27 protein-coding genes and 2 pseudogenes are annotated in these 24158 nt (G+C 31.4%); 20 read left to right on the top strand and 9 right to left on the bottom strand.

Annotated features, from left to right (window positions below; all coding sequences use genetic code 11):
- Positions 1-152 precede the first annotated feature (152 nt).
- Both KA900_RS08930 and yidC read right to left on the bottom strand, forming a co-directional pair.
- Positions 153-653 carry a GNAT family N-acetyltransferase gene (locus tag KA900_RS08930; RefSeq protein WP_096808498.1) on the bottom strand — a complete coding sequence of 167 codons (501 nt, stop codon included), beginning with the start codon at positions 651-653 and terminating at the stop codon, positions 153-155.
- Between the two features lie 125 nt (positions 654-778).
- A pseudogene (gene yidC, locus KA900_RS08925) lies at positions 779-1588 on the bottom strand (membrane protein insertase YidC).
- 222 nt (positions 1589-1810) lie between these two features.
- Here yidC and KA900_RS08920 point away from each other — a divergent pair.
- Positions 1811-2623 (top strand): metallophosphoesterase, encoded by an 813-nt coding sequence (locus tag KA900_RS08920; protein ID WP_096808499.1) that lies wholly within the window; start codon positions 1811-1813, stop codon positions 2621-2623.
- A gap of 23 nt (positions 2624-2646) precedes the next feature.
- Here KA900_RS08920 and KA900_RS08915 read toward each other — a convergent pair whose 3' ends face one another.
- Positions 2647-3255, bottom strand: a complete 609-nt coding sequence (locus tag KA900_RS08915) for a C39 family peptidase (protein WP_096808500.1) — start codon at positions 3253-3255, stop codon at positions 2647-2649.
- 163 nt (positions 3256-3418) lie between these two features.
- Between KA900_RS08915 and KA900_RS08910 the strand changes: the two genes are divergently transcribed.
- A complete protein-coding gene (locus KA900_RS08910) occupies positions 3419-3883 on the top strand; it encodes a GyrI-like domain-containing protein (protein ID WP_096823759.1) in 465 nt (154 codons plus the stop codon).
- Positions 3884-4005: 122 nt separating this feature from the next.
- On the opposite strand, the gene KA900_RS08905 is transcribed toward KA900_RS08910, so the two are convergent.
- Entirely contained in the window at positions 4006-5211 is a 1206-nt protein-coding gene (locus KA900_RS08905) for a putative multidrug effflux MFS transporter TcaB (RefSeq protein WP_096808501.1), read from the bottom strand.
- Positions 5212-5468: 257 nt separating this feature from the next.
- Between KA900_RS08905 and KA900_RS08900 the strand changes: the two genes are divergently transcribed.
- Entirely contained in the window at positions 5469-5849 is a 381-nt protein-coding gene (locus tag KA900_RS08900) for a GtrA family protein (protein WP_103372825.1), read from the top strand.
- A 307-nt stretch (positions 5850-6156) separates the two neighbouring features.
- Positions 6157-7026 carry a cation diffusion facilitator family transporter gene (locus KA900_RS08895; RefSeq protein ID WP_096808503.1) on the top strand — a complete coding sequence of 290 codons (870 nt, stop codon included), beginning with the start codon at positions 6157-6159 and terminating at the stop codon, positions 7024-7026.
- Positions 7027-7145: 119 nt separating this feature from the next.
- Here KA900_RS08895 and KA900_RS08890 read toward each other — a convergent pair whose 3' ends face one another.
- Complete coding sequence (locus KA900_RS08890) at positions 7146-7508, bottom strand: aggregation-promoting factor C-terminal-like domain-containing protein (protein ID WP_115341963.1); 363 nt, start codon at positions 7506-7508, stop codon at positions 7146-7148.
- A gap of 370 nt (positions 7509-7878) precedes the next feature.
- Between KA900_RS08890 and KA900_RS08885 the strand changes: the two genes are divergently transcribed.
- The gene (locus KA900_RS08885; protein WP_096808505.1) at positions 7879-8565 is read left to right on the top strand and encodes a 2,3-diphosphoglycerate-dependent phosphoglycerate mutase; all 687 of its coding nucleotides are present in this window, start codon (positions 7879-7881) and stop codon (positions 8563-8565) included.
- A gap of 187 nt (positions 8566-8752) precedes the next feature.
- On the opposite strand, the gene KA900_RS08880 is transcribed toward KA900_RS08885, so the two are convergent.
- Complete coding sequence (locus KA900_RS08880; protein ID WP_017722768.1) at positions 8753-8857, bottom strand: putative metal homeostasis protein; 105 nt, start codon at positions 8855-8857, stop codon at positions 8753-8755.
- A gap of 221 nt (positions 8858-9078) precedes the next feature.
- Here KA900_RS08880 and KA900_RS08875 point away from each other — a divergent pair, with 221 nt between their 5' ends.
- The 6 genes from KA900_RS08875 to KA900_RS08850 all read left to right on the top strand — a co-directional run bounded on the left by KA900_RS08875 (position 9079) and on the right by KA900_RS08850 (position 15142).
- Positions 9079-10524 carry an MDR family MFS transporter gene (locus tag KA900_RS08875; RefSeq protein WP_096808506.1) on the top strand — a complete coding sequence of 482 codons (1446 nt, stop codon included), beginning with the start codon at positions 9079-9081 and terminating at the stop codon, positions 10522-10524.
- Positions 10525-10650: 126 nt separating this feature from the next.
- Positions 10651-10980 carry an ASCH domain-containing protein gene (locus KA900_RS08870; RefSeq protein WP_103372822.1) on the top strand — a complete coding sequence of 110 codons (330 nt, stop codon included), beginning with the start codon at positions 10651-10653 and terminating at the stop codon, positions 10978-10980.
- Positions 10981-11563: 583 nt separating this feature from the next.
- Positions 11564-11935 carry a cystatin-like fold lipoprotein gene (locus KA900_RS08865; RefSeq protein WP_103372821.1) on the top strand — a complete coding sequence of 124 codons (372 nt, stop codon included), beginning with the start codon at positions 11564-11566 and terminating at the stop codon, positions 11933-11935.
- 27 nt (positions 11936-11962) lie between these two features.
- Positions 11963-12577, top strand: a complete 615-nt coding sequence (locus tag KA900_RS08860) for a DsbA family protein (RefSeq protein ID WP_103372820.1) — start codon at positions 11963-11965, stop codon at positions 12575-12577.
- Between the two features lie 323 nt (positions 12578-12900).
- Positions 12901-14445: a zinc ABC transporter substrate-binding lipoprotein AdcA gene (gene adcA, locus KA900_RS08855; RefSeq protein ID WP_210139459.1), complete on the top strand. Its 1545-nt coding sequence runs from the start codon at positions 12901-12903 to the stop codon at positions 14443-14445.
- A gap of 181 nt (positions 14446-14626) precedes the next feature.
- Positions 14627-15142 (top strand): YceI family protein, encoded by a 516-nt coding sequence (locus tag KA900_RS08850; protein ID WP_096808510.1) that lies wholly within the window; start codon positions 14627-14629, stop codon positions 15140-15142.
- A 140-nt stretch (positions 15143-15282) separates the two neighbouring features.
- Here the strand turns inward: KA900_RS08850 and KA900_RS08845 are convergent, their stop codons facing one another.
- The gene (locus KA900_RS08845; RefSeq protein WP_107644167.1) at positions 15283-16062 is read right to left on the bottom strand and encodes a hypothetical protein; all 780 of its coding nucleotides are present in this window, start codon (positions 16060-16062) and stop codon (positions 15283-15285) included.
- Positions 16052-16390: a PadR family transcriptional regulator gene (locus KA900_RS08840; RefSeq protein ID WP_103372697.1), complete on the bottom strand. Its 339-nt coding sequence runs from the start codon at positions 16388-16390 to the stop codon at positions 16052-16054. The genes KA900_RS08845 and KA900_RS08840 overlap by 11 nt, the downstream gene beginning before the upstream one ends.
- A gap of 160 nt (positions 16391-16550) precedes the next feature.
- Between KA900_RS08840 and KA900_RS08835 the strand changes: the two genes are divergently transcribed.
- From KA900_RS08835 to KA900_RS08825, 3 genes are all read left to right on the top strand, one after another.
- On the top strand, positions 16551-17138 hold the full coding sequence (locus tag KA900_RS08835; RefSeq protein WP_119488207.1) for a helix-hairpin-helix domain-containing protein: 588 nt from the start codon (positions 16551-16553) through the stop codon (positions 17136-17138).
- Positions 17139-17153: 15 nt separating this feature from the next.
- A complete protein-coding gene (locus KA900_RS08830) occupies positions 17154-17627 on the top strand; it encodes an SRPBCC family protein (protein WP_096808514.1) in 474 nt (157 codons plus the stop codon).
- Between the two features lie 80 nt (positions 17628-17707).
- Positions 17708-17884, top strand: a complete 177-nt coding sequence (locus KA900_RS08825; protein ID WP_170006822.1) for a hypothetical protein — start codon at positions 17708-17710, stop codon at positions 17882-17884.
- A gap of 334 nt (positions 17885-18218) precedes the next feature.
- Here the strand turns inward: KA900_RS08825 and KA900_RS08820 are convergent.
- Positions 18219-18416 (bottom strand): annotated as a pseudogene (locus KA900_RS08820) (family 1 glycosylhydrolase); the annotation flags it as partial.
- A 48-nt stretch (positions 18417-18464) separates the two neighbouring features.
- Here KA900_RS08820 and KA900_RS08815 point away from each other — a divergent pair.
- The 6 genes from KA900_RS08815 to nirB all read left to right on the top strand — a co-directional run bounded on the left by KA900_RS08815 (position 18465) and on the right by nirB (position 24157).
- Positions 18465-18632, top strand: a complete 168-nt coding sequence (locus KA900_RS08815; RefSeq protein WP_369967516.1) for a UTRA domain-containing protein — start codon at positions 18465-18467, stop codon at positions 18630-18632.
- Positions 18633-18746: 114 nt separating this feature from the next.
- A complete protein-coding gene (locus KA900_RS08810) occupies positions 18747-19565 on the top strand; it encodes a formate/nitrite transporter family protein (RefSeq protein ID WP_210139457.1) in 819 nt (272 codons plus the stop codon).
- Positions 19566-19896: 331 nt separating this feature from the next.
- Positions 19897-20433, top strand: coding sequence for a GNAT family N-acetyltransferase (locus tag KA900_RS08805; RefSeq protein ID WP_096808517.1), 537 nt, complete (start codon positions 19897-19899; stop codon positions 20431-20433).
- A 140-nt stretch (positions 20434-20573) separates the two neighbouring features.
- Positions 20574-21323: a sirohydrochlorin chelatase gene (locus tag KA900_RS08800; RefSeq protein ID WP_119487910.1), complete on the top strand. Its 750-nt coding sequence runs from the start codon at positions 20574-20576 to the stop codon at positions 21321-21323.
- Positions 21295-21759: a precorrin-2 dehydrogenase/sirohydrochlorin ferrochelatase family protein gene (locus KA900_RS08795; RefSeq protein WP_096808519.1), complete on the top strand. Its 465-nt coding sequence runs from the start codon at positions 21295-21297 to the stop codon at positions 21757-21759. The genes KA900_RS08800 and KA900_RS08795 overlap by 29 nt, the downstream gene beginning before the upstream one ends.
- On the top strand, positions 21752-24157 hold the full coding sequence (gene nirB, locus KA900_RS08790) for a nitrite reductase large subunit NirB (RefSeq protein WP_103372694.1): 2406 nt from the start codon (positions 21752-21754) through the stop codon (positions 24155-24157). Before KA900_RS08795 ends, nirB begins: the two co-directional genes overlap by 8 nt.
- The last annotated feature ends 1 nt before the right edge of the window (position 24158 follow it).

Below are 24158 nucleotides of genomic sequence, written 5' to 3'. Positions count from 1 at the left end.
GTTATTTACAAGTTCTTATTTGAGAGAAAAATATATCCAAAATTAATTTAATAGAAGTTAAGACATGATTTAGAAAAAGGAAAAGGCGTGAGACAGAAAAATACAAGCGCACTAGCGCTTGTATTTTTTTATGTTTTGTTTTTTAAAATAGTTTAATGATCATGTTCTGTTCTTATATAGTCCATACGAATTTCGTTATAAGTTTTTCCAAAGTAAGTCGGTTTCTTATCATCAGTTACCTTAAATCCAATTTGCTCATAAAAATGAATAGCATTTTCATTCTCTTCGACTACCCATAGTGTTACATTATCAGGATAAGACAACTCTAACGCGCGTTGTGTAAGCGCATAGCCAATCATATGACGTTGATACTCTTCTAGTAAATACAGCGCAAATATTTCACTCCAGTCATCCGAAGAAGAAGAGGACTGTGTTTTACCGTAAGATATAAACCCTACGACTTCATTGTCGACAATCGCAACTAAGGTTGGCACATTGTGTAAAAAAGACTGTTTAATAAATTGTTCTTTATCAAGATTTTCTAAGTAATTATTTTTGGAAAGGTGATTGTAGGTTTCTAGCCAACTTTCATAGTGAACAATTGCTTTACCACGCTTATCTGTTTCTGTTAAGGGTCTTATAGTAAATTCCATACAAAACTCCCCCTTTGTCTACCAAATTGAATTTATTATAGCATCAAAAGTTTATAAAAGAAATTTTTTAAATACAAAATGATATTCATTAAAAAATATATAACGGGAACATATTGCTATACTTACTAAGTTATTTTAAGCCTTGTTTTATGCATTTGTTGTTGTAATTGAACCGCTTCTTTTTTGACTAATCTACTATAATATGTATGCGCAAAGTGCATTGTAAAATTAAAAACAACCCGCTAAATGACCAATACAAACCTAGTGCAGCAGCAGAATGTAATGAAATGTACGTAATGAAAATGGGAGAGAGCACCATTAATATATAGTGAGTTTTTCTTTGGTCTTTAGGATAATGTATTGTATTCACGAGAGGTTGAACAAAATAAATAAGTGCTGCGATGAATGACATCCATAAATTAGGTTTCGTTAAATCGAACCATAAAAAATATGGAAAACGGTCAATACCACCATTACTAGGGAACTTTAGTGTAATAATAAGACCAAATAATATTGGGAATTGGGTTAAAATAGGTAAGCAACCAATGAGGCCTTTCAATGGATTGATACCATATTGCTTGTAAGTAGTGATAAGTTTTTTGTTAGCTTCGCGTTTGTCTTCTTGTGTTTGTGCCTCATTTAAATGTTGTTTGATAACATCTACCTGTGGTTGAACTATTTTTGTTTTTTCTCTCATCAGATGCATATTTTTAACTTGGATTAACATAAAGGGCATTAAAAATAGTCGGATAATCAGAACAATAGCAATGATGACTATACCATAGTTATTAACAAACAAATGACCTAGCCCATGCAAAAGTGTATCAAGAGATCTAACAAAAATATAATAAACGATGGTTCTCTTCTTGATTTGAATAACCACAAGCAGTTAAACATAAAGACAGACCCATTAAGGCTGTACATTTTCTATTCATAAAAAATACCTTCCAATCTGCAATGTAATAAACTTAACTTTAACACAATTGTATGTAATTTTTAATCGTTTCCAAAGTAGCTTTAAGGGTGTTTTTAGAAAAAGAAATATATTTTATATAAAATGCAAATTGTTAAGATTGAGAGAAAAACGAAATATTTAATGAATAAACTGGAGTTATGTCATAATGAAATTGTTACAATAAATAAGGAATGTGATAATTATGCAAATAGGGGTCATTTCTGATTTACATGTAGATAGACATAATCAATTAACACCGAAAGACTATCAAGCAGCTTTAGTTCGTATCATACAAAAACGACAAATTGAATTACTATTGATTGCCGGAGATGTGTCAAATCATTATCAACGAACGAAACAATTTATAGAAAATATTGAAATAAACGCGCAAATAAAAGTGTTATTTATCCCGGGGAATCATGATTTTTGGTCAGCAGAAACTGGGATTACATCATCTGAAATTTTAGATACTTATATTAAAATGGATAATTGTTTAATTGATCAACCCTATGTTGTCAATGATGAATGGGCCATTGTTGGTAATACAGGTTGGTATGATTATACGTATGCCAATTCTAAATTTTCATTGGAACGGCTTGCACGAAGAAAGTATTATGGTGCTACTTGGCAAGATAAAGTGAAAATAGATTGGCCAATGGAAGATAGAAAATTATCAGCTATAGCTGCTAAACAAACAATTAAAGATATTGAAAAAGTAAAACACAAAAAAATTATATTAATGACCCATATTGTTACACATCCTAAATTTGCTGTCCCTATGCCACATAGGATATTCGATTATTTTAATGCATTTATAGGTACATCAGATTTTAATAGTATTTATACAAGTTATGATATCAAGTACAGTATTATGGGCCATGTTCATTTTAGAAATACATTTGAAGAAAATGGCGTGACGTATATTTGCCCTTGTTTAGGGTATCAACGAGAGTGGCGTACGTCTGATATAGAGCAAGAGATTGATCAGGCTATGCATCAAATTGTGATTGATTAATGGGTGTTTTGTTTTAATTACTTTTATTGAAAATGTAGGCTCATGCGACCAGGTGTGTTGTAACTTGCTTCTAGTTTTTCTTTTTTAATTTTAATAATTTGGTATTTATTTGGAAAAATAGCAGGGAATATAATTGATTTTTTTAATCTTGACCATAATGGATCGATATAATAATAATGATGTTTATCATAACCAATAAGTACTGTGACATGAATATTAGAGACTAATTTCTGAGATTGATTGTCAAATTTAAAAGTGCGTTTAAATGGTTTACGGCCTAAAACAGTGTGATAAATGATAACAGGTTGGCCATGATCAAGCGTGTCACATAATGTTTTAAGTGATTGACCCGTACTGTCAATCATACGCGCATCATATTTTTGTAAATATGGAACTAAAGCATTTGGAAAGATTGTTTGGTGGTAGCCGCGTTTAACCCATAAATGATGGCCTACATAACCTTTGTACGGATTATTATCATGTTTAGGCCAATGTTTCATAATATGGGAGGCGAGCACATTATGATTGTTGAATTGTAATATCATTGCGCATGCGATACCTTCACATCCCATAATCATTGGGATTGGAAATAGTTGACTGATTGGTTTAACTGCTAATATTTTTTTGTTCATAATGAGTGACTCCTGTTTCAATTTATGAGTAACAATTAACTCTAGTTAATATTTTTATTATATATCTATTGCCGTGAAGCGCCTATAAAGTTGCTTAGCATATTGTTAATATTAGAAATTATTTTATAAATTTAGTTATAATAACCAAAAGGGGTTGGAAGAGATGAAATATAGAATAGAAACAATATCAAAAACGTCAGTTATAGGTGTTCAAAAAGAATATATAACTGGGCAAAAAGCACAAGAAAATATTTTTAAATTCTGGATGGAATTCGAAGCAGCAGGCCATAAAGATCAGTTAAAACTTCAAAGCAATCGTCATTTAGACGGCTTGTTAGGCGTCTTTACACCCAAGGCCAATGGAGAGATGCATTATTTAATCGGTGTAACGAATGAGGAAGCGCAGAATAATTGGCAACAAGTTGATTTAGCTGAAGGAAGGTACCTTGTCTTTGACGCAAAAGGACCGGTTCCAGAGTCAATAAAACGAGCGATGCAAACCATTAACAGAGATATCTTACATACTTTAGATTATGAATTGAGAAACGCACCTTTTTTTGAATTATATAAATCAGGTGATGTAAATTCAGAAGCATATGTTACAGAAATTTGGTTGCCTATTTTGTAACAAATGATGTTAATAGAGTAGATAAAATTCAATCAAGAGATATAAAAAAGAACAGGGTAAAGAACACATTTTCTAAAAATTGTTCGCCCTGTTCTTTCATTTAAATGATTAAAATAAGATATCTATTTTAATTGTTTATTAAATAAAATAGATTTAAAGACAATTTCTAAACAAATAATGAGTATAGCAGTTATAACTAAAATAGTGATATATGGTAAAACACTGTATTCGCCTTGTAAACCAACAAGTGGTGACATTATGCCGCCAAGTATAAACTGGAATAAACCTAAAAGGCTTGAGGCATTACCACTACCGCCCGTTCGTGATTCCATCGCTAGGGCAAAACTTAAAGGCCCTATGCCTGTTACAGGACACACGTTTAAAAAGAATGCAATAATTAACACCCACAATGGTAGATGAAGTGTTAAAGTTACAATGATTAGTATGACGCCCACTATTTGAATTGTTGTCAAAATAATTAACAATAGATATCTATTCATATATGCAACCAATTTTGCTGTAAGTTGACTCATAATGATTAGCCCAACGCCGTTAAATGCAAATAAATAGCTGAATTGTTGAGGAGTCATGTCGTAAATTTTCTGTGTAATAAACGGTCCTGCAGCTGAAAAGCTAAATAACATGACGTATGTTAAGCCTTGTAAAACCATTGGAATAATAAATGCAGGTTTTTTAAATAAGGCACCGAAGTCTTTAAAGATAGCACTAAAATTCAATTTAGAGAGATTTGTTTTATGTGTTTCTTCTAAATGCAACATTGATAATATCAATATGATGATACTCACTACAGTTAAAATTAAAAATATGGCTTTCCAATTGGATATGGTTAATGCATAGCCACCTATAATTGGAGCAATAATTGTAATAATGCCATTGATCACAAGTAAAGAGGCAAGTCCTTTAGCTAAAGCCTTACCTTCATGTTGGTCGCCCATTGTCGCTTTAGCGATAACAATAGCGCCTCCCCCAGTTAAGCCTTGAAATAGTCGCAATAGAAGTAAAAGGCTCATAGAGGTTGTAAAAACGGCAAATAATGAGGCAATGGCATAGATTGAAATAATGATTAAAGCCATTTTTTTACGTCCATATGCGTCAGATAGGGGACCGAAGATAAATTGACCGATAGCGAGTCCAATCATCGCAAATGATAAAGTGAGTTGAACCTGCGATACAGAAGTATTAAAATCACTTTGCACATTTGGTAATGAAGGTACATACATATCTATAGTTAAAGGTCCAAACGTAGTCATTATACCCAACACAATAATGACCATGGTTGGTAATTGACGATTTGAAATTTTGTCCATGTTTGAAACTCCTTTGAAATTGTCTCTAATCCCTTATTATAAACATGTTAAGTCATTTTGTAACTATTGTTTTGAATTTAAGTTCATGATGAGCCTAATATGATGAGAGACGTGGATTGGTTATATGGTAAGTGGATGGTTTATATCACACACGACATACATTTTTATGGTAAAGTATGATACTAGATAATACATGTAATTTTATATTTTGATAGTAATCATCCGAAATAATTTGGAATTTACTAAGGAGTAAAATAATGAATTTAACTAAAACGCACTATGAAGTTATTAAATTTGTAATTGTAGGTGGCATGAACACTTTTAATTATTATATCGTTTATCTTTGTTTATTGAAATTACTAGACTTGAATTATTTAGTTAGTCATATAAGCGGCTTTATCATCAGTTTTATTATTTCATATTATTTAAATTGTTACTTTGTTTATAAAGTAACGCCAACGTGGAGGAAATTTTTGAAATTTCCATTAACGCAAGTGGTCAATATGGGGATGCAAACTTTATTATTATATATTTTTGTTCAATGGTTTAGCATTTCATCAGTTATAGCCCCTTTTGCAGGGTTGGTTATCACAATACCAGTTACATTTTTACTCTCTAAATATATTTTAAGAGACTAATAAAGGACGTATAGAATCTAAACAGTATGCGAACAATGGAAGGCTTCATAGATGCAATAAAAGATAAGGTACAATGGTAACGACATTTAAATATTAAAACGGCCGGCGGGGTAATGAGATCTATTTAGAACAATTGATTTCGGCTCCGCTTATTTTTTATTCTCACTCAATATTATAATTAATATTAGGAAAGGCTAAAAAAATAATTAGTGTTTTTATATTAAATAATTTTTGAATAAAAATTGTTGTAAATATGCTGGTGATAAGTCATAATGAGTATTCAATAATGTTGAAGGTGGAAATAAAGATGAGTCAAAATGAAAAATTGAAAACAGCTCAAAAAGGAGCGTTTTTAAGTTTAACCGTTTATGTCATATTATCAATCATTAAATTTATAGTAGGCTATTTATATAATTCAGCGGCTGTTAAAGCAGATAGTTTAAATAATATGACGGATATTATTGTGTCATTAGCAGTGATTATCGGTTTAAAAATCTCTATTAAACCTGCAGATAAAAACCATCCATATGGTCATTTGAAATCTGAAAATATTTCATCATTACTTGTTTCGTTTATTATAATGTTTGTCGGTATTCAGGTTATTATAGAAAATGCCCCAGAGTTATTGACTGACGAGCATGAAACGCCTAATATTATAAACATTTACGTCAGTGTCATTAGTGGTTTGATTATGCTGGCTGTATTTTACATTAACCAAAGCATTGCTAATCATACAAAAAGTAGCTCATTGAATTCTGCAGCTAAAGATAATTTATCAGATGCGTTAGTGAGTATAGGGACAGCAATTGGTTTAGTGTTCACGCAATTTGGTTTTCCTATTTTTGATACGATATTAGCTATTATTTTAGGTTTACTTATTATATATACAGGTTTTGGTATTTTCAAAGAGTCTATCTTTACATTAAGTGATGGTTTTAATGAGCAAGAGTTAGAGGCTTATCGAAATTATGTATTAGAAATTGAAGAAGTGATAGATGTTCAAAATATTAAAGGCCGTTATCATGGAAGTAGTATCTTTGTAGATGTGACCATTGTGGTTGAATCTAATATATCCCTAGAAGAAGCGCATCAAATTTGCGATAAAGTAGAACAACATATGCATAGTAAGGGTATATCTTCAGTTTATGTTCACCCAGAACCCAGATCAATTCAGTAGAATAAATAACTAAAATTTTATATAAAAAGCGATGTAAGCATCTAATATGATAGACACTTACATCGCTTTTTTTTAGCAAAAAAAATATATAATGAGGGGTAAATTCACTATTTATGTTTTTACCACCAGCCGTTTGCAACGCGAAATTCAATTGCTGCATCGATTGAGCCATAACGGTCTTCAGCATATTGAATCATCCCTTTAGTTTGCTCTGTTACTGAACCAGTACCCCAAGCTTCTTTAGTTTGTCCTAAACCTCTGTAGCCTAATTCATTTACGGCATCCGGATTACCGCTTGATTCTGGCATTACAATATGATCCCATAATGCTTTTGTACCGCCTGCAGCAATAAATTCACTATAAACACCATTGTTTGCTTGTGTTGTTTCTGCAGCATCAGCTATAGATGCGTTTGAGTTTAGGCCAACTCCAGTTGTAGCGATAGTAATTGATGCAAAAGAAGCTAATAATAATTTTTTCATTGAGAAAAATCCTCCTATTAATTTTTTGTTTGAATGAATTATACTTTGTTTAATTATTGATTTTTTGTGTTAAAAAAATGACATCTTGTTTTATTAATATGTTGTTTCTTATTCAACGATTTCAACTATAACATCATTAGATAGGCTATAGGTTACAGTTAAATAAAAATAAAATGTCATTTATGAATAAAAGAATACAATTATTTCAAAATACAGTGTAAATTGTTATAATTTTAATATATAGAGTGACGATTTAAATAGAAATAAGCGTCATATAAATATTTTTAAGCTTTTTTTAATATGATTGATTGTAACGGTTTTGTAAATGTAGTAAGTAATATCATTTTAATTAATGGAAAGAAGGAATAGTATGCCAAAGTTAATTTTATGTAGACACGGTCAAAGCGTGTGGAATGCAGAGAATCTCTTTACAGGTTGGGCAGATGTTGATTTATCTGAGCAAGGGAGAACCGAAGCAATAACTTCAGGTAAAAAAATAAAAGACCAAGGTATCGCAATTGATGTTGTATTTACTTCATTATTACAACGTGCTATTAAAACAACCTATCATCTATTAGATGAATCTCATCAATTATTTATCCCTATCGTTAAAACTTGGAGACTAAATGAGCGTCACTATGGTGGGTTACAAGGTTTGAATAAAGATAAAGCAAGAGAAAAATTTGGAGAAGAACAAGTGCATACGTGGAGACGTTCATATGATGTAGCGCCACCTAATCAAAGTGAACAACAAAGAAATGACTATTTAAATGATCGAAAATATGAACACTTAGATAGAAGAGTGATGCCAGAATCTGAAAGTTTAAAAGATACGCTCGTTAGAGTTATACCTTATTGGAATGATCAAATATCACAACAATTATTAGATGGTAAGACTGTCTTAGTTTCTGCCCATGGTAATTCACTGCGAGCGTTAATTAAATATATAGAAGACGTTTCCGATGAAGATATAGTAGGGTATGAAATTAAAACGGGTGCACCATTGATTTATGAACTTACAGATGACTTAAAAGTAATCGATAAGTACTATTTATAATTATCATAAGATATCTATTTTTAAAATAAAGTTTAAGTATCGCATTAATATAGTAACTTAAACGGTATAATAAGTGACTGATTTCTCAATACACCTATTTTTATGTGTTTTAGAAATCAAGTCACCATTGAGAAGCGGAATGACGAAATCAAAGGTAATTGTTTTTGGTTTTGAAATTTCGCTCTTTTTATTTATTTCGCTTATGTTGCTGGATAATTTTACGGGCACGTTTTCTTGTTTTGATATTTGGACTGTTGAGATTACGACGTGCTGTTTGTAAATCTAATTTCATAATAAGTTCCTCCTTTATCTAAAGTTATTATGCAAGATAAAATCAAAAAAGTAAATAGTAATTATTACGATTTGCAAAGGTGCATCTATTTTTTAACTTAAACAGCATCAAATTAAACCAAAAATTTCAAGTTTTTTAATGCTAAAAACATATAAAATAGGTATAATGCAGAAATGCGACTAACATAAGTTGATAAATTTTTAAAATATAGGAGTAAGAAAATGGATAAGAAAACAAAAATTATAATGATTTTGATGATGTTGTGTGGTGGTTTTTTTGGGTTATTAAACGAAACGCTATTAACAACAGCATTACCTAGTATAATGAGAGATTTTAAAATAGATTATACGCAAGTACAATGGCTTACAACAGCTTTTCTATTAACGAACGGTGTTGTTATTCCATTGTCAGCGATGATTATCCAAAGATTTTCAACAAGAAAGGTATTTTTAACTGCAATATTTATATTTTTTATAGGAACAATCATTGCAGGATTTAGCCCAAACTTTACTATTTTATTAAGTGCAAGAATTGTTCAAGCGCTTGGTTCCGGAATTATGATGCCTTTGATGATGACGACCATTTTAGATATATTTGAACCGCATGAAAGAGGTAAATATATGGGGACATTTGGTTTGGTTATAGGTTTAGCGCCAGCTATTGGCCCAACGCTATCAGGCTACCTTGTAGAATATTTTAACTGGCGTTCATTGTTCCATGTAGTAGCACCGATTGCGGCACTTACATTTATTGGTGCACTTAAATTCGTGAAAAATGTTGGAACGAATCGTAAGACACCTATTGATGTTTTCTCCATTATCTTATCAGTTATAGGATTTGGCGGTTTACTCTATGGTACAAGTTCAATTTCACGTGATGGATGGAATGATCCTGTTGTATTAACAACTGTAATAGGTGGCATTATTTTAGTGGCCCTCTTTATCTTGCGTCAAACGCGTTTAGACAATCCATTACTTGATTTTTCAGTATTTAAAGATAGCCAATTTGCGATAGGTATTATTATTATGGCCTTCACTATGATTTCAATGATTGGTTCTGAAACAGTATTGCCAATGTTTGTACAGAATATTATGAATGATTCTGCACTTCAGTCAGGTTTAATATTATTACCAGGAGCCATTGTTATGGGTATTATGTCAGTGATTTCTGGTTTGTTATATGAAAAATACGGTGCTAAATTATTGGCATTTATTGGTATGTTTATCGTAGTAATTACAACGTCTTATTTTGTAATAATGGATGAACAGACATCATCAGCATTATTAGCAACTGTGTATGCAATTCGTATGATTGGTATAGCGCTTGGGTTAATGCCACTGATGACACATACTATGAACCAACTTTCACCAGAGATGAATGCACATGGCTCTTCAATGACCAATACTGTACAACAGATTTCAGCTTCTATTGGTACAGCAGGTCTAATAACGATTATGAGCCAAGTTGCTAAGAACTATACGCCAGATATGTCTGATTTTAAGGATATGGGCCAAAAGGAAATGGCAGCAGAGGTCCAACATCAAGCGTTATTAAGTGGTTATCATGGCGCATTTTGGTTTGCAGTCATTATATCCATCTTGAGTTTGATTAGTGTGTTTATGTTGAAAAGCAAACGACAAATTAGATTAGAAGAGGACAAAAATTAATAATCTAAACACAGTTATATTTTGTTTCTATTTTTGTAGAAACTTGTAAAGCGTATTAATAATATGATAATTTGATATCAACCTAATGCTTATGAAGAATGGAGCGTATATACTATAGAACACTCGATGCACTTAAACAACGAACCCTTTCAATTAATGAAAAATGGCATAAAAACGATTGAAATTAGATTGAATGATGAGAAAAGGCAAGACATTAAAAGTGGCGATTGTATCATATTTGAAAATTTAGAAAGTAAAGAAACGCTAAAAGTCATAGTTATAGAAACGGTAGTATTTACTTCGTTTCAATCTTTACTGAAGCAATATTCTAATAAAGAAATAGGAGCTAAATCAGAAGATCAATTGTCTCAAAAAATAGCTGCTATATACCAAATTTATTCTCAAACTGATGAACTTCATTATGGTGCATTAGCTATTAGAGTGGAAGTAGTTTGATGAAAACGAAGGATGCACCTTGTTTTATTTATATATAAGGTGTACGCGTTGACATTTTTTTAAATTAATGGAAATTAGATTTTATAGAGAAAGTGGGACAGAAATTATATTTTATAAAATGATTTCGTAGCCTCACCAAGAATGATGAGAAAAAAGCATACAAGAGATTTGGCTCATGCATAAGTGCTACTAAGCTTCATAAATGAAGAAGTAGCACTTTAGAATTAGTACTTTAGAAGCGGTGTTTTAAAAGCTTGATATAAGTGCACTTTTATTCCAAACATCTACTGCCAATATGATATTTAAGGCTGACACATTATGTATGTATCAGCTTCTTTTATATGCTGTTAGCAATGGTATCTAGCCATTGAAATATATAGATTATATACCAATTTCTTAATAATTGTTATCTATGTTTTACTTATTCAGTATAGAGATGATTACATGAGTCAAATTTTTAAACACAAAGTAATTAAGCTGAAAATAATTAGTATTGTTCTAGTACATACCGTGATTTCATTGTATGATAAACAGTATGGATAAATAATACGATATAAGTAGGTTTTGTACTAGGGGTGGGAATATGAAAAAAGTTATGACGGTGACTATTATTTCAATAATAATGATGGTTGGATGTAGCAGCGGGAAATACGCTGAAGCAATTGATCAAGCAGTAAAACAACAAGCACAATATCAAAAAGTTTTAGCAGATAAACAAAAAGGCGATGTCGAATCCACATACGAAAAAAAAGATTCAAATATATATGTTTACGAGAATGGCAAATATGTAATCATCGCTTATAAACCTTTAAAAGATGATGACGAAATTCATTATTATACGTATAAGATAAAAGATGATAAAGCGCATTACTTAGAAAATTTTAACACTAAAGGTTATACTCAAAAGCATGAGCCAGACTATAAAGAAGAAAATATGGACTTAGAGGAATCATAATATAAAGAAGAAGGTGCACGTTAAATAATGAAAAAACGATGGTTAAGTTTGTTATTGATAACAGTATTATTATTGGTTTCAGCCTGTTCAAATGACGACGACGAACATGTACATAAAGATGATAAATATGGTGAAAACGGTAAAATTAAAATCATTGAGTATGGAGATTTTAAATGCCCGTATTGTAAAAAGGTAGAACAAAATATTATGCCTAAATTAAAAAAAGAATATATAGATACTAATAAAGTAGATTATCAATTTGTTAATATGGCCTTTTTAGGAAAAGATTCAATTAAAGGTGCTAGAGCAGGGCATGCTGTAAAACAAATTGCCCCTGAGCATTATTTAGATTACCAAAAACGGATGTTTAATCAACAACCAGATTCAGAAAAAGAATGGATTACTGAAAAACTCGTTGATCAACAAATAGATCAATTAAATATTTCTACTCTTAAAAAAGAAGAAATTAAAAAAGATTATAAAACCAAAAATAGTAAATCTTGGAAAGCTGCTGAGAAAGACCAAAAGCAATATAAAGACAATCACATTAAAACGGCGCCAACTGTATATATCGCTGGTGAAAAGGTAGAAGATCCATATAAATATAAAAATTACAAAGAAATATTAGAAGCAAACGAATGAATAGAATAACGTAATAACTAGCTCTATTTTGTTAGTAAGGTTTCTTTTTAATGTGTCATAAAAGGTCTGTATTGGTAAATTTAATATAAACGTATACTCAAAATAGTTATTTATTATTCAATGCGTTTTGAAGCTGGAACACTAAAGTGTTCCAGCTTTTTTTAATTCTATATTAACTAGGCGTACTATAGAAAAGACGTTAACAAAGCATTTTAAAATAAATCGTAATAATTACGAAATAATTTCAGAATAACTATTGCACTTTCATAAAGGTAGGGTTATAATTTTAAATCGTAACAGTTACTATTTAAGGAGGAGAAGAAATGAAAAAATCAATATATTTAATGTCTATTATCATTATATTATCGATGATCGCGACAGCGTGTGATGTGTCTAAATCGAATAGTGATAAAGAAGACGATGGGAAAATAGAAATAAATACTACAGTATTTCCGCTGAAATCATTTGCTGATCAGATTGGTGGCAAATATGTTTCGGTGAAATCGATTTATCCGCCCGGTACAGATTTACATAGTTATGAGCCAACCCAAAAAGAAATAATGAATGTAAGTAAAGGGGATATGTTTTTATATACAGGTGATGATTTAGACCCTGTTGCTAAAAAAGTAGCTTCAACGATAAAAGACGATGACATAAAATTATCACTAGAAAATAAAATCGATAAATCTGAATTATTAACAGACCAACATGACGAGGATCATGGAGGACATGAGGGACACGAGCATCATGAAGGACATCATCACGGCGGGTACGATCCACATATTTGGTTAGACCCTCATTTTAATAAGGTGTTTGCAAAAGAAATTAAAGATGAATTAATTAAAAAAGATCCAGATCATCAATCATATTATGAAGAAAATTATAAGAAATTAAAAAATGATTTAGATACGATAGATAACAAAATGAAAGACATCACTAAAGATAAACAAGGGAATACTGTGTATATCTCCCATGAATCAATGGGATACCTGTCACAAAGATATGGTTTTGTACAAAAAGGCGTGCAAAATATGAATGCCGAAGATCCATCTCAAAAAGCATTGACAAATATTGTTAAAGAGATTAATGACTCAGGAGCTAAATATATCTTATATGAAGCAAATGTTTCTAATAAAGTTACTGATACGATTCGCAAAGAAACTAAAGCTAAGCCATTAAAATTTAATAACATGGAATCATTATCTAAAGAAGAATTGAAAGATGAAAAGTTAACCTATCAAAATTTAATGGATAAAAATATTAAACATATTGATATGGCATTAAGCGACAATATTAAAACTGAGGAAAAACATTCACATAATAAACATGATAAAGCTATTGCTGATGGGTATTTTAAAGATAATCAAGTAAAAGATAGAAAACTAACAGACTTTCAGGGACAATGGCAATCCGTATATCCATACTTACAGGATGGTACATTAGATGAAGTGATGAAACATAAAGCTGCTAATGATGATAAAATGGATGAAAAAGAATATAAAACATATTACGAAAAAGGTTATAAAACAGATATAAATAACATAGACATCACAAAAGATACGATTACTTTTGAAAAAGATGGCAAAAGAATGACGGGCCATTACGTATATGATGGCAAGGATATATTGAAATATGAAAAAGGTAATAGAGGCGTACGATATACATTTAAATTAACAGATGATAATAAAGCATTGCCAAAATTTGTTCAATTTAGCGATCATAATATAGCACCTAAAAAATCAGCTCATTTCCATATTTTTATGGGAAATGATAAACAAAAAGTTTTAAAAGAATTGGATAATTGGCCAACATATTACCCACAAAAATTAAATGAAGAAGAAATAAAAGAAGAAATGTTAGCACATTAAGCTGTTAACATATTGGTCTATTTTAAAATTATACATTTTAAAAATGAGGATGAATAAAATTTTGTTATAAGGGAATGATTATAAAGCAATACAAATGTGAGCTTTTTTATTGATATATTTAATATACTTGGTATAATTAATGTATTAATAAAAGTTACAAATTTGGAGGTATGAATTTATTATGACAAAATTTAATTTTGATCCAGCGCATTCAGTAGTAGAATTTTCAGTTAAGCATTTAGTGATTTCAAATATCAAAGGTAGATTTAATGATTTTAATGCATCACTTGAAGGTGATTTAAATGATTTAAATTCAATCAAAGGCGAGCTTACGATTAAAGCAGATTCAATTGATACACGTGTAGGTGATCGTGATAATCACTTGAGAAGTGGTGATTTCTTAGATGCTGAGAATTATCCTGAAATTAAATTTGAAGTTACAAAAGTCGAAGAACAATCTGTTACTGGTAATTTAACAATTAAAGATGTTACAGAAGAAGAAACTTTTGAATTATCATATGAAGGACAAAGTAAAAACCCTATGAATGGCGCAACAACTGCTGGTTTTGTTGCTAATGGTACTATTAACCGTGAAAAATTCGGTATCACATTTAACCAAGCACTTGAAACTGGTGGCGTTATGATTGGCAAAGATGTGCATTTCCAAGTAAGTCTTGAATTTGCATTAGAAGACTAATATAGTTATTTAAATATAGCAGTGAGGCCGGTGGGCATAATGGTGCCCTTCGGCCTTTAATTATCATACTCATTATAGATAGTTGCAGTAGAACAATAAAATCTATTTTACAATGTTAGTCGTTGATATCACGCTTGTTTTTAGGGCCCGTTTGTATCGGTTGACCGTTTTTCACGATAATATTTAATCATTATATAAATGATAAAAATCCAAGATATGATAATTAAGGCGATTGAAGAAATCATGACATAGTTTTTGTTTGTAAAGTCACCGCCTGTAAATAGTGTGCCAATCAGATTGGGGATGCATAATAATAGAATAAGACCTGCGTAAAACTTTTGTTTTAAAATAAAGCAAGTCACCATTGTTATTAGTAAAAGGATTAACCCAAGGGTGAAATTAGTTGTTTGATTAGGTGACCAAATTATATAAAGTGGATAGTTTCGTAATAAATATTCACTTAATAGATATAAACCAAAAATAGCTGAAGATGAAATTCCAATAATAGCATAAGTTATTTTACTGTCACCCCAGCGCATAATTGATTTTTTGACAAAGCATAAAATAAAGATAAATGATCCCAAAAAGATAAGAACGAAGTAACAAATTAAAGCAATCGTTAATTGAAATGAATGATCTAACATTCTAGGTATCGCTGTCATGATAAACATAAAAGATATGAAATATAAAATATATTTAAATAATCCTTGAGTCATATTTAAATTTTTTGCAAATTTATCTGCATATGATTTAATGGGTGTGTTTAATAGATCCTCGATATTATCGTTGTTTTCTTCTGCAAGTGTAATATGGTCACGTAATTCTTCTTCAATTGAATTTACTTCGTCTTCATTTTTTCCACGAAATAATAACTCAATTCTCAACTTTAATAAAAAATCTTCCGCTTTTTTACTCAACATTGTTAACCCTCCACATTAAATTGTTCATACCATTATTTAAATCGTTCCACTTGTATTTAAAGTTAGCTAATTCCATTTTACCTTCTTCCGTGATGCTATAGTATTTACGCTTTGGCCCGCCCGAATCTGATTTTTTTGAAATAGAAATCACATAGCCTTTTTTACTTAACCTTAATAGCACAGGATAAATACTGCCGTCGCTGATTTCAGGAAATTGTTGAGATTCCAATTTATCCAAAATTTCATATCCGTAAGTTTCTCCTTGAGAGATGAGCGCTAAAATTGCACCATCTAACAAACCTTTCATCATTTGATTTGAAATTGACATGACATCCCTCTTTTCACTATCTTATGATAAAAGATAGTATGGATTTTAAAACTTGTCAACTATCTTATAATAAAAGGTAGTTGATAATTTAATAACAAATATACCACATAACTAAAATAGATTTAACGGGGTATATAATGACTAAGAGAGGAGGCTAATGATGGCAACAGAGCTACCTAAAATTGGACGTCCAGCTACAAATGCATTGCAATCTATTGGTGTTATGACTTTAGAAAAAGTAGCAGAATATGACCGAACGTCTATTTTAGATATTCATGGCGTAGGACCAAAAGCGATAGATAGATTGGACAAAGCCTTAAAAGAACAAGGACTATCATTTAAAAATGAAAAATTATCTGAAATACCGTTTGAATTGGTTGGAGATGTGGCGTGTGATAATGAGCCAAAACGTCGAATAATGTTAGACTTTCTACTAGCTTCTGCATTAGCCGATAAAACAAAGTTATCACAAATTGTGGTTTCTAATTTCATTTGGAAGGTACCAGGCGCATTTGAATTAAAAAGCTTAGATGAATTTTATAATGAAATAGAAGCACACAGCACAGAAATTAAAAAAATTGAAGTTACACATCATTTAACACACGGAAAATTCGGGGCAATGCACGGTATTCAGACAAATGTTAATGGTATGAAAATTTACTTTGCAGATTTTATTGAATTTGAGAGTCACAGTAAAAATGCAAAAATAAAAATCGTTACGTCTTACGTCATTATGAACGAATCATAAGAAGGAGTATATTAAATGGGAATAGAAGTGAACGAAAATAAAATTATTTTCAAAAGAGATTTTGAAGCAACAGCAGAACAAATTTTTCAAGCTTATACAGAACGTGCTTTATTTGAACAGTGGTTTCACCCACAAAATGCAACAACTGAAGTATTTGAATTCAATATTAAAAAAGGAGGACAAGCCTTTTTTGCAATATATACTAATCAAGGCGCCAGTTATACATTAACAAAATATAATGAAGTAAAAGAACCGAATTTGATTGATTATTACGATTACTTTGCTGACAAGGAAGGTCATATTGATAAAAATATGGCTGGTATGCATAATATCATTCAAATAGAACAAAAAGATGACACGATTACACGTATTATTTCTACAGCTGAACTACCTCATCCAAAATCAGCACGGCAATTATTAGATATGGGCGTAGAAGATGGTATGAATAGCACGTTTGATAATTTAGAATCACTTTTAAAAAATATGTAAAAAGTCAAAGATATGTAAAAATTAGAGTGCTCACACATCGTCACTTTTAGTTATAATAAAAGTGAAATGAGGTGAGTGTATTGTATAAACGTTATTTAAAAGTTTTGGGGTTGTATGCTGTTAGTACGCTTGTACCAGCTGTTTTGTTAAATGAAAAAAGTTTACGTAGCAGCACATTCAAATGGTTTTTACGTACTTTAGCAGGTTATGGTATTTTTGCCTATGGCCTACACACACTGACAAAATTAAAAAAATAATAAGAAAACTAGAATAAAAAGTTTCGTTAGTTAACAAGCATTTATGATTTTATTCAGGCAACCATGGTAAGGAATGAAAAATTTGGTTAAAGTTTATGCTCACTCTAGTTATCTATTGCCGATATCATCTTAAATGAGGTTGAAAGATAAATACCTCTGACTAAAACATAAACGTCAATTTCTATATTTTTTCAATAGAAATTGACGTTTATTTGTTTTTATAAAATTTTCAAACTTGTTAAGCTATTATTTTTCTGATTTCTACATATCCTGATTCATTCATTTAATTGGTTAAACCTACGAACTAATAAGCGAGCTAGCTTTACATTTTATATTAATAAAATAGTGATTCGACATTTGTATTAATTACATTTTGGTACCAATTAAATGAATCTTTTTTTCTTCGCTCTAAGGTGCCATTACCCAAGTTATTTCTATCTACATAAATTAGGCCATAGCGTTTTTTCATTTCGCCTGTAGTAAATGAAACGATATCAATGATACCCCACGGCGTATAGCCCATTAAATCAACCCATCTTCATCTACGGCAGCCGTTGGTTTTTCAGATATTTATTTTACGGTGGATAAATTAGATAATGGAGAGGCTAAAATATTAACACTAAATGACGGGGATCCTTGCTTAAGGTATGAACAAGTATTTTATACTACGACTGGCGTACCATTTGATTGTTCACATCTTCTATATCATTATAAGCATGCGCATTTCTATATACCATCTCAAAAATAAGTGTTTAAATATAAAAATAGCTTACACCCTATTAAATTTGAATGAAAAATAATACAATAGATTTATACGTGTGGGGTGTTTATTCGATGAAATTTATAAGGGGGGAGTGTCATTATGATAGAAAATCATAAATCTATTAAAGATACATATATGTCTAGAGAAACAATTGATAATATTAACAATCAGGTACAGATGAAAGAAGTTATGTTTGATCAAACCCGCGGACGTTATGCTTTAAAATCAATTATGTCAGGCTTCTTATTAGCTATTGTGACAGTTTTTATGCTAGCGCTTAAGACACAAATGGTTGGTGCAAATGAAGGTGTCATTAACTTATTAGGCGCTATTTCATTTAGTTTAGCCTTAGTATTAATTGTGTTAACACAATCTGAATTATTAACTAGTAATTTTATGTATTTAACAGTTGGCTGGTATTATAAGTTAATCGGTATGAATAAAGCTTTTATTATCATGTTAGTATGTTTCTTTTTTAATATGATTGGTGGCATCATATTATTTGGCTTGATGAAATTTACGCCAATTATGACTTCTGAAATAGTTACAAGTTTGACTGAACTTGTAGATGGAAAAACGATCGATACGTCATGGTATGCCATTTTAGGTAAAGCTATTTTCTGTAACTTTTTTATAAATATTGGTATCTATGTTTCTATTCAATTTAAAGATGGTTTATCAAAAGCCTTTTTCATTGCATGTGGTGTGATTGTCTTTGTATTTATGGGATATGAACATGTGGTGTTTAATGCTGGATTATATGCAGGCATGTTATTTTATAACTTTGATGCTGTCGTTTGGTTACATGTTTTAAAAAATATCGTATTTGCCTTTATTGGTAACTTTATTGGTGGAGGTCTATTCGTAGGCTTAGTCTATGCTTACTTGAATGGTAAACGAGATAGCTTGCATAATTAAATAAATGAACCAATTAAATATAGTTAATTGAGCTGTGGAGTACCTCTCACGTTAGGTTTCTTCATAGCTTTTTTTAGTTTAAGCGCTGTCTATTAATAAATAGATTAGCCTCGAATATAAAATCAGCAAGTGGTGTAAAGGGGTTTATATCGTATTTTAAATAATCGCTAAATCACTCAACAAATTGTTTTTGGCGCTCTAGTGTTCTAGTGAGTAAATAAAACAAATCAATTGACTCATTTATAAAGAAACAATATTGTATTTATTGTGATTAATGATCTCAGTATAGTTCAAATCATTGCATAGATGAGAAACGTTAGGGAGTGACATAATGTCTGAATATAATATTAGAATTGCTGTTATCGATGATGCAGTAGAATTACAAAAATTAATGTATGAGGCTTTTACGCCGTTAAGAGAATTAGGTATTGATTGGCCATCTGTCAATGCTACTGTTGAAATGGTTGAAAAGAATTTACAAACTGGTACAACATTTGTCTTGGAAAATGAGACAGAAATTATTTCTACAATAACAGTGCGCTATCCTTGGGAAAGTAAACGCCGTATTTCTATTTATCCATTTGTATGGTGGTTTGCTACTAAGCCATCATATGATGGACAGGGTTTAGGCGGTAAATTGTTGAGATATGTTGAAGAGACATATCTCAGAGACACACTGAAAGTACCAGCAGTTACGTTAGGAACTTCTGCGCGTAAACATCCATGGTTATTAGATATTTACAAAAAAAGAGGTTATGAAATATACGCAGAGCATGAAAGCGATGATGGCGATTTAGGCGTTATTATGAGAAAAGTATTGATTCCAGAACGATTTGATGAAGACGTGTTGGGCGAACCGCCGTTTTAATGATATAAAAATTAAATAAATGATAGGGAATTCCTTTAGTTTTTCACTAAGGGGATTCCCTATTTTTTTACTTTTTGTGAATTTGTTCACAAAAAGCATTGGAAATATATTACAATTCAAGTGTAAAGGGAGGGGGCGCCATGGGAGAAAATATACTCGTTATACATGGTATGAGACGAGGTTATCAAAATGAGGCGTTACAACGATTCATCTATAGACTAATGAAAGAAAGTGGTATCAACTTTCACATTACATTTTTGGAAAGTGATATTAACCATTTATATAACATGATTTCAAGTCTAGTGAAACAAGGTGTACATGAATTTAACATCGTACCGCTTTTATTATTTTCAGCTAAACATTATTTGCAAGATATCCCGACAATATTACAGCATCTTAAAAACAATTACCCGTATATAGAGTATCAGGTTACACAACCATTAGGAACACACTACCATATCGTTAACATCATAAATGAAAGAATTAAAAACGCGCTGTATGTTAGCCCATCCATTAGCAAAATAGTTTTTATTGCGCATGGTAGTGAACGTTATAAGCAACCGAATGAACAACTTAAACAAGTAATAAATAATTGTAATGTTGCTAATAAACCTATCAATATGGTGATGCTATATGGGGATTATAGCTATAAAAAACGGTTACCTGAGATATTGGCAGAGGGCGGAGAAATATTGGTAGTTCCTGTCTTTTTATACGATGGGTTTTTAGTTTATAAAATGAAAAGTGAAATTCAATATATGAGAAATAATAGCTGTATTGAATTTACAAAATCATTAAATTTTCACCCTTTATTGGAATTGATTATTAAAGACCAAATTACCCAATTGGAGGCACGTAATCATGTACCCGATACAACTCAATTTAGCTGATAAGCAAGTTGTCATTATAGGTGGCGGAAAAATTGCTTATCGAAAATTTCAACAATTAGTTAATGAGGATATTATTTCATTAACAATCATAAGCAAAACATTTTTACCAGAGTTCTTTGAAACAGAACACCCCAACTTGAAATTAATAACTAAAACTTATGACAGTAAAGACATTAAAAAAGCAGATATGATTATCATCGCAACAAACGATACCTCAGTAAATAATCAAGTTAAAAAGGATGCACTACCACATCAACTTGTTAACCATACAGGGGACAAAACACAATCAGATTTCTATAATATGCCAGAAATTCAGTACCATGATTTGAAAATTTTATTTAGATCAAATGGTACAGACTATAACAAAGTCAAGAAAGTATCACATGCAGTACAGCAGTTTTTAGCAGAAGTATATGAGGAGGATAAACATGTCTAAAAAACGATTAGTAATGATAGGAAATGGAATGGCAGGTTTACGCACGATTGAAGAAATATTAGAAAGAGACTCTGAGCAATACGAAATTACTATCATTGGTAAAGAACCCTACCCAAATTATAATCGAATCATGCTTTCTAATATTTTGCAGAAGAAAATGTCTGTTAAAGAAACCATTATGAATAGTTATCAATGGTATAAAACACATGGCATTGAATTGGTTACAAATGATCCAGTTATATCAGTTAATCGTGAGAAAAAAGAAATTATCACAGAAAAAAACAAACAATTCCATTACGATATTTGTATATTTGCTACAGGGTCAAGTGCGTTTGTGCTACCAATTCCAGGTTCTCAATTAAATAGTGTAATAGGATGGAGAACCATAGATGATACTGAACGTATGATTGAGATTGCTCAAACAAATAAACATGCAATCGTAATAGGCGGTGGTTTATTAGGTTTAGAATGTGCACGCGGTTTAATGGATCAAGGCATGGAAGTTACTGTAATTCATCTTGCAGAATGGTTGATGGAAATGCAATTAGATAAAAAAGCCGGTGAATTACTTAAAGCAGATTTAGAAGCTCAAGGTATGCATTTTAAAATGGAAGCACGTACAGAAAAAATATTAGGTGAACATGATGTAACAGGGATAGAATTAGCAGATGGGACTACCTTGAAAGCAGATTTAGTTGTGATGGCTGTAGGCATTCGTCCATATACACAAGTGGCACAATCATGTGGGTTGGAGGTAAATAGAGGTATTGTGGTGAACGATTTTATGCGAACAAGTGACGAATCCATTTATGCAGTGGGAGAATGTGCTGAACATAGAGGACAAACTTATGGATTAGTAGCTCCATTATATGAACAAGGCAGGGTGTTAGCAGATTATTTAACACATATGCCAACTGAAGGGTATCAAGGATCGACTACGTTCACATCGTTAAAAGTATCAGGTTGTGATTTATATAGCGCTGGACAAATACGTGAAGATGCTGAAGTGAAAGGCATAGAAATCTTCGATAGCGTTAATAAACATTATAAAAAAGTTTTTCTAAAAGGAGACAATATTGTTGGCGCAGTGCTATACGGTGACATAGAAGATGGCTCCAGATTTTTTAATATGATGAAGAAAAAAGAAGAAATTCAAGACTATACTATGGTTTCGCTTTTACATAAAGGCAGTGAATCAAGCGGTCTAAATATTGCGGATATGGCTGACGATGAAACAGTCTGTGGCTGTAATGGCGTCAATAAAGGTACTATCGTTGATGCGATAACACAAAATGGGTTAACAAGTATTGACGAAGTAACGCAATTAACGAAAGCAGGTAATTCTTGTGGAAAGTGTAAAGGACAAATAGGACAAATTCTTGAACATACACTAGGGGATGATTTTGTAGCAAATAAACCGGCAGGCATTTGTGCATGTACTGATTTGACACGTGATCAAATTGTAACGCAAATTAGAGCAAAATCACTTAAAACCTCTAAAGAAGTGCGTCATGCTTTGGATTTTAAAGATAAAAATGGGTGTCCAAAATGTCGTCCAGCTATTAATTATTATCTCAATATGATCCACCCGTTCCAACATACAGATGAAATTGAATCACGTTTTGCCAATGAACGCTATCATGCCAATATTCAAAATGACGGCACATTCTCTGTTATTCCTCAAATGCGGGGCGGTGTCACAGACGCTGAACAACTGATTAGATTAGGCGAAGTTGCTAAAAAATACAACGTGCCACTTGTTAAAGTGACAGGGTCACAGCGTATTGGCCTTTATGGAATTAAGAAAGAATTATTACCTAAAGTGTGGTCAGACTTAGGCATGCGTTCAGCGTCAGCGTATGGTAAAAAAACACGTTCAGTAAAAAGTTGTGTGGGTAAAGCATTTTGTAGATTTGGTACACAATTCACTACACGTTTAGGCATTCGTTTAGAAGAAGCATTTGAATATATTGATACACCGCATAAATTTAAAATGGGTGTTTCGGGGTGTCCCAGAAGCTGTGTAGAATCAGGTGTGAAAGACTTTGGTGTTATTAGCGTTGAAAATGGTTTCCAAATTTATATTGGAGGCAATGGCGGTACTGAAGTAACTATTGGCCAATATTTAACAACAGTCGAAACGGAAGATGAAGTTATCAAATTGTGTGGGGCGTTTATGCAATATTATAGAGAAACAGGTATTTATGCAGAGCGTACAGCCCCCTGGTTAGAACGTTTAGGTTTTGAAAATGTGAGCACAATCTTATTGGATGAAAAAAAGCAAACAACACTATATGAACGTATTATGAAAGTTAAAAGTGCAATGGATAAAGAGCCATGGTCAGCACTTTTAAACCATAAAAAAGCACGACAAATATTTGAAGTAGAGAAGGTGTAAA

This window comes from Staphylococcus sp. GDY8P120P (assembly GCF_017892065.1).
In the GTDB taxonomy this organism is placed as follows: Bacteria; Bacillota; Bacilli; order Staphylococcales; family Staphylococcaceae; genus Staphylococcus; species Staphylococcus nepalensis.
Note: the sequence above shows the minus strand (reverse complement) of the source record. Positions and strands in the feature narration are given on the sequence as shown.

Coding starts and splice junctions, on each gene's coding strand:
- KA900_RS08840 (WP_103372697.1), bottom strand. CDS start 16,390: ATGTCAATTTCAAATCAAATGATGAAAGGTTTGTTAGATGGTGCAATT.
- KA900_RS08890 (WP_115341963.1), bottom strand. CDS start 7,508: ATGAAAAAATTATTATTAGCTTCTTTTGCATCAATTACTATCGCTACA.
- KA900_RS08830 (WP_096808514.1), top strand. CDS start 17,154: ATGGGAATAGAAGTGAACGAAAATAAAATTATTTTCAAAAGAGATTTT.
- KA900_RS08900 (WP_103372825.1), top strand. CDS start 5,469: ATGAATTTAACTAAAACGCACTATGAAGTTATTAAATTTGTAATTGTA.
- KA900_RS08905 (WP_096808501.1), bottom strand. CDS start 5,211: ATGGACAAAATTTCAAATCGTCAATTACCAACCATGGTCATTATTGTG.
- nirB (WP_103372694.1), top strand. CDS start 21,752: ATGTCTAAAAAACGATTAGTAATGATAGGAAATGGAATGGCAGGTTTA.
- KA900_RS08895 (WP_096808503.1), top strand. CDS start 6,157: ATGAGTCAAAATGAAAAATTGAAAACAGCTCAAAAAGGAGCGTTTTTA.
- KA900_RS08850 (WP_096808510.1), top strand. CDS start 14,627: ATGACAAAATTTAATTTTGATCCAGCGCATTCAGTAGTAGAATTTTCA.
- KA900_RS08800 (WP_119487910.1), top strand. CDS start 20,574: ATGGGAGAAAATATACTCGTTATACATGGTATGAGACGAGGTTATCAA.
- KA900_RS08865 (WP_103372821.1), top strand. CDS start 11,564: ATGAAAAAAGTTATGACGGTGACTATTATTTCAATAATAATGATGGTT.
- KA900_RS08915 (WP_096808500.1), bottom strand. CDS start 3,255: ATGAACAAAAAAATATTAGCAGTTAAACCAATCAGTCAACTATTTCCA.
- KA900_RS08845 (WP_107644167.1), bottom strand. CDS start 16,062: ATGTTGAGTAAAAAAGCGGAAGATTTTTTATTAAAGTTGAGAATTGAG.
- KA900_RS08795 (WP_096808519.1), top strand. CDS start 21,295: ATGTACCCGATACAACTCAATTTAGCTGATAAGCAAGTTGTCATTATA.
- KA900_RS08835 (WP_119488207.1), top strand. CDS start 16,551: ATGGCAACAGAGCTACCTAAAATTGGACGTCCAGCTACAAATGCATTG.
- KA900_RS08810 (WP_210139457.1), top strand. CDS start 18,747: ATGATAGAAAATCATAAATCTATTAAAGATACATATATGTCTAGAGAA.
- KA900_RS08910 (WP_096823759.1), top strand. CDS start 3,419: ATGAAATATAGAATAGAAACAATATCAAAAACGTCAGTTATAGGTGTT.
- KA900_RS08860 (WP_103372820.1), top strand. CDS start 11,963: ATGAAAAAACGATGGTTAAGTTTGTTATTGATAACAGTATTATTATTG.
- KA900_RS08885 (WP_096808505.1), top strand. CDS start 7,879: ATGCCAAAGTTAATTTTATGTAGACACGGTCAAAGCGTGTGGAATGCA.
- KA900_RS08880 (WP_017722768.1), bottom strand. CDS start 8,857: ATGAAATTAGATTTACAAACAGCACGTCGTAATCTCAACAGTCCAAAT.
- KA900_RS08875 (WP_096808506.1), top strand. CDS start 9,079: ATGGATAAGAAAACAAAAATTATAATGATTTTGATGATGTTGTGTGGT.
- KA900_RS08920 (WP_096808499.1), top strand. CDS start 1,811: ATGCAAATAGGGGTCATTTCTGATTTACATGTAGATAGACATAATCAA.
- KA900_RS08805 (WP_096808517.1), top strand. CDS start 19,897: ATGTCTGAATATAATATTAGAATTGCTGTTATCGATGATGCAGTAGAA.
- KA900_RS08930 (WP_096808498.1), bottom strand. CDS start 653: ATGGAATTTACTATAAGACCCTTAACAGAAACAGATAAGCGTGGTAAA.
- adcA (WP_210139459.1), top strand. CDS start 12,901: ATGAAAAAATCAATATATTTAATGTCTATTATCATTATATTATCGATG.
- KA900_RS08870 (WP_103372822.1), top strand. CDS start 10,651: ATGCACTTAAACAACGAACCCTTTCAATTAATGAAAAATGGCATAAAA.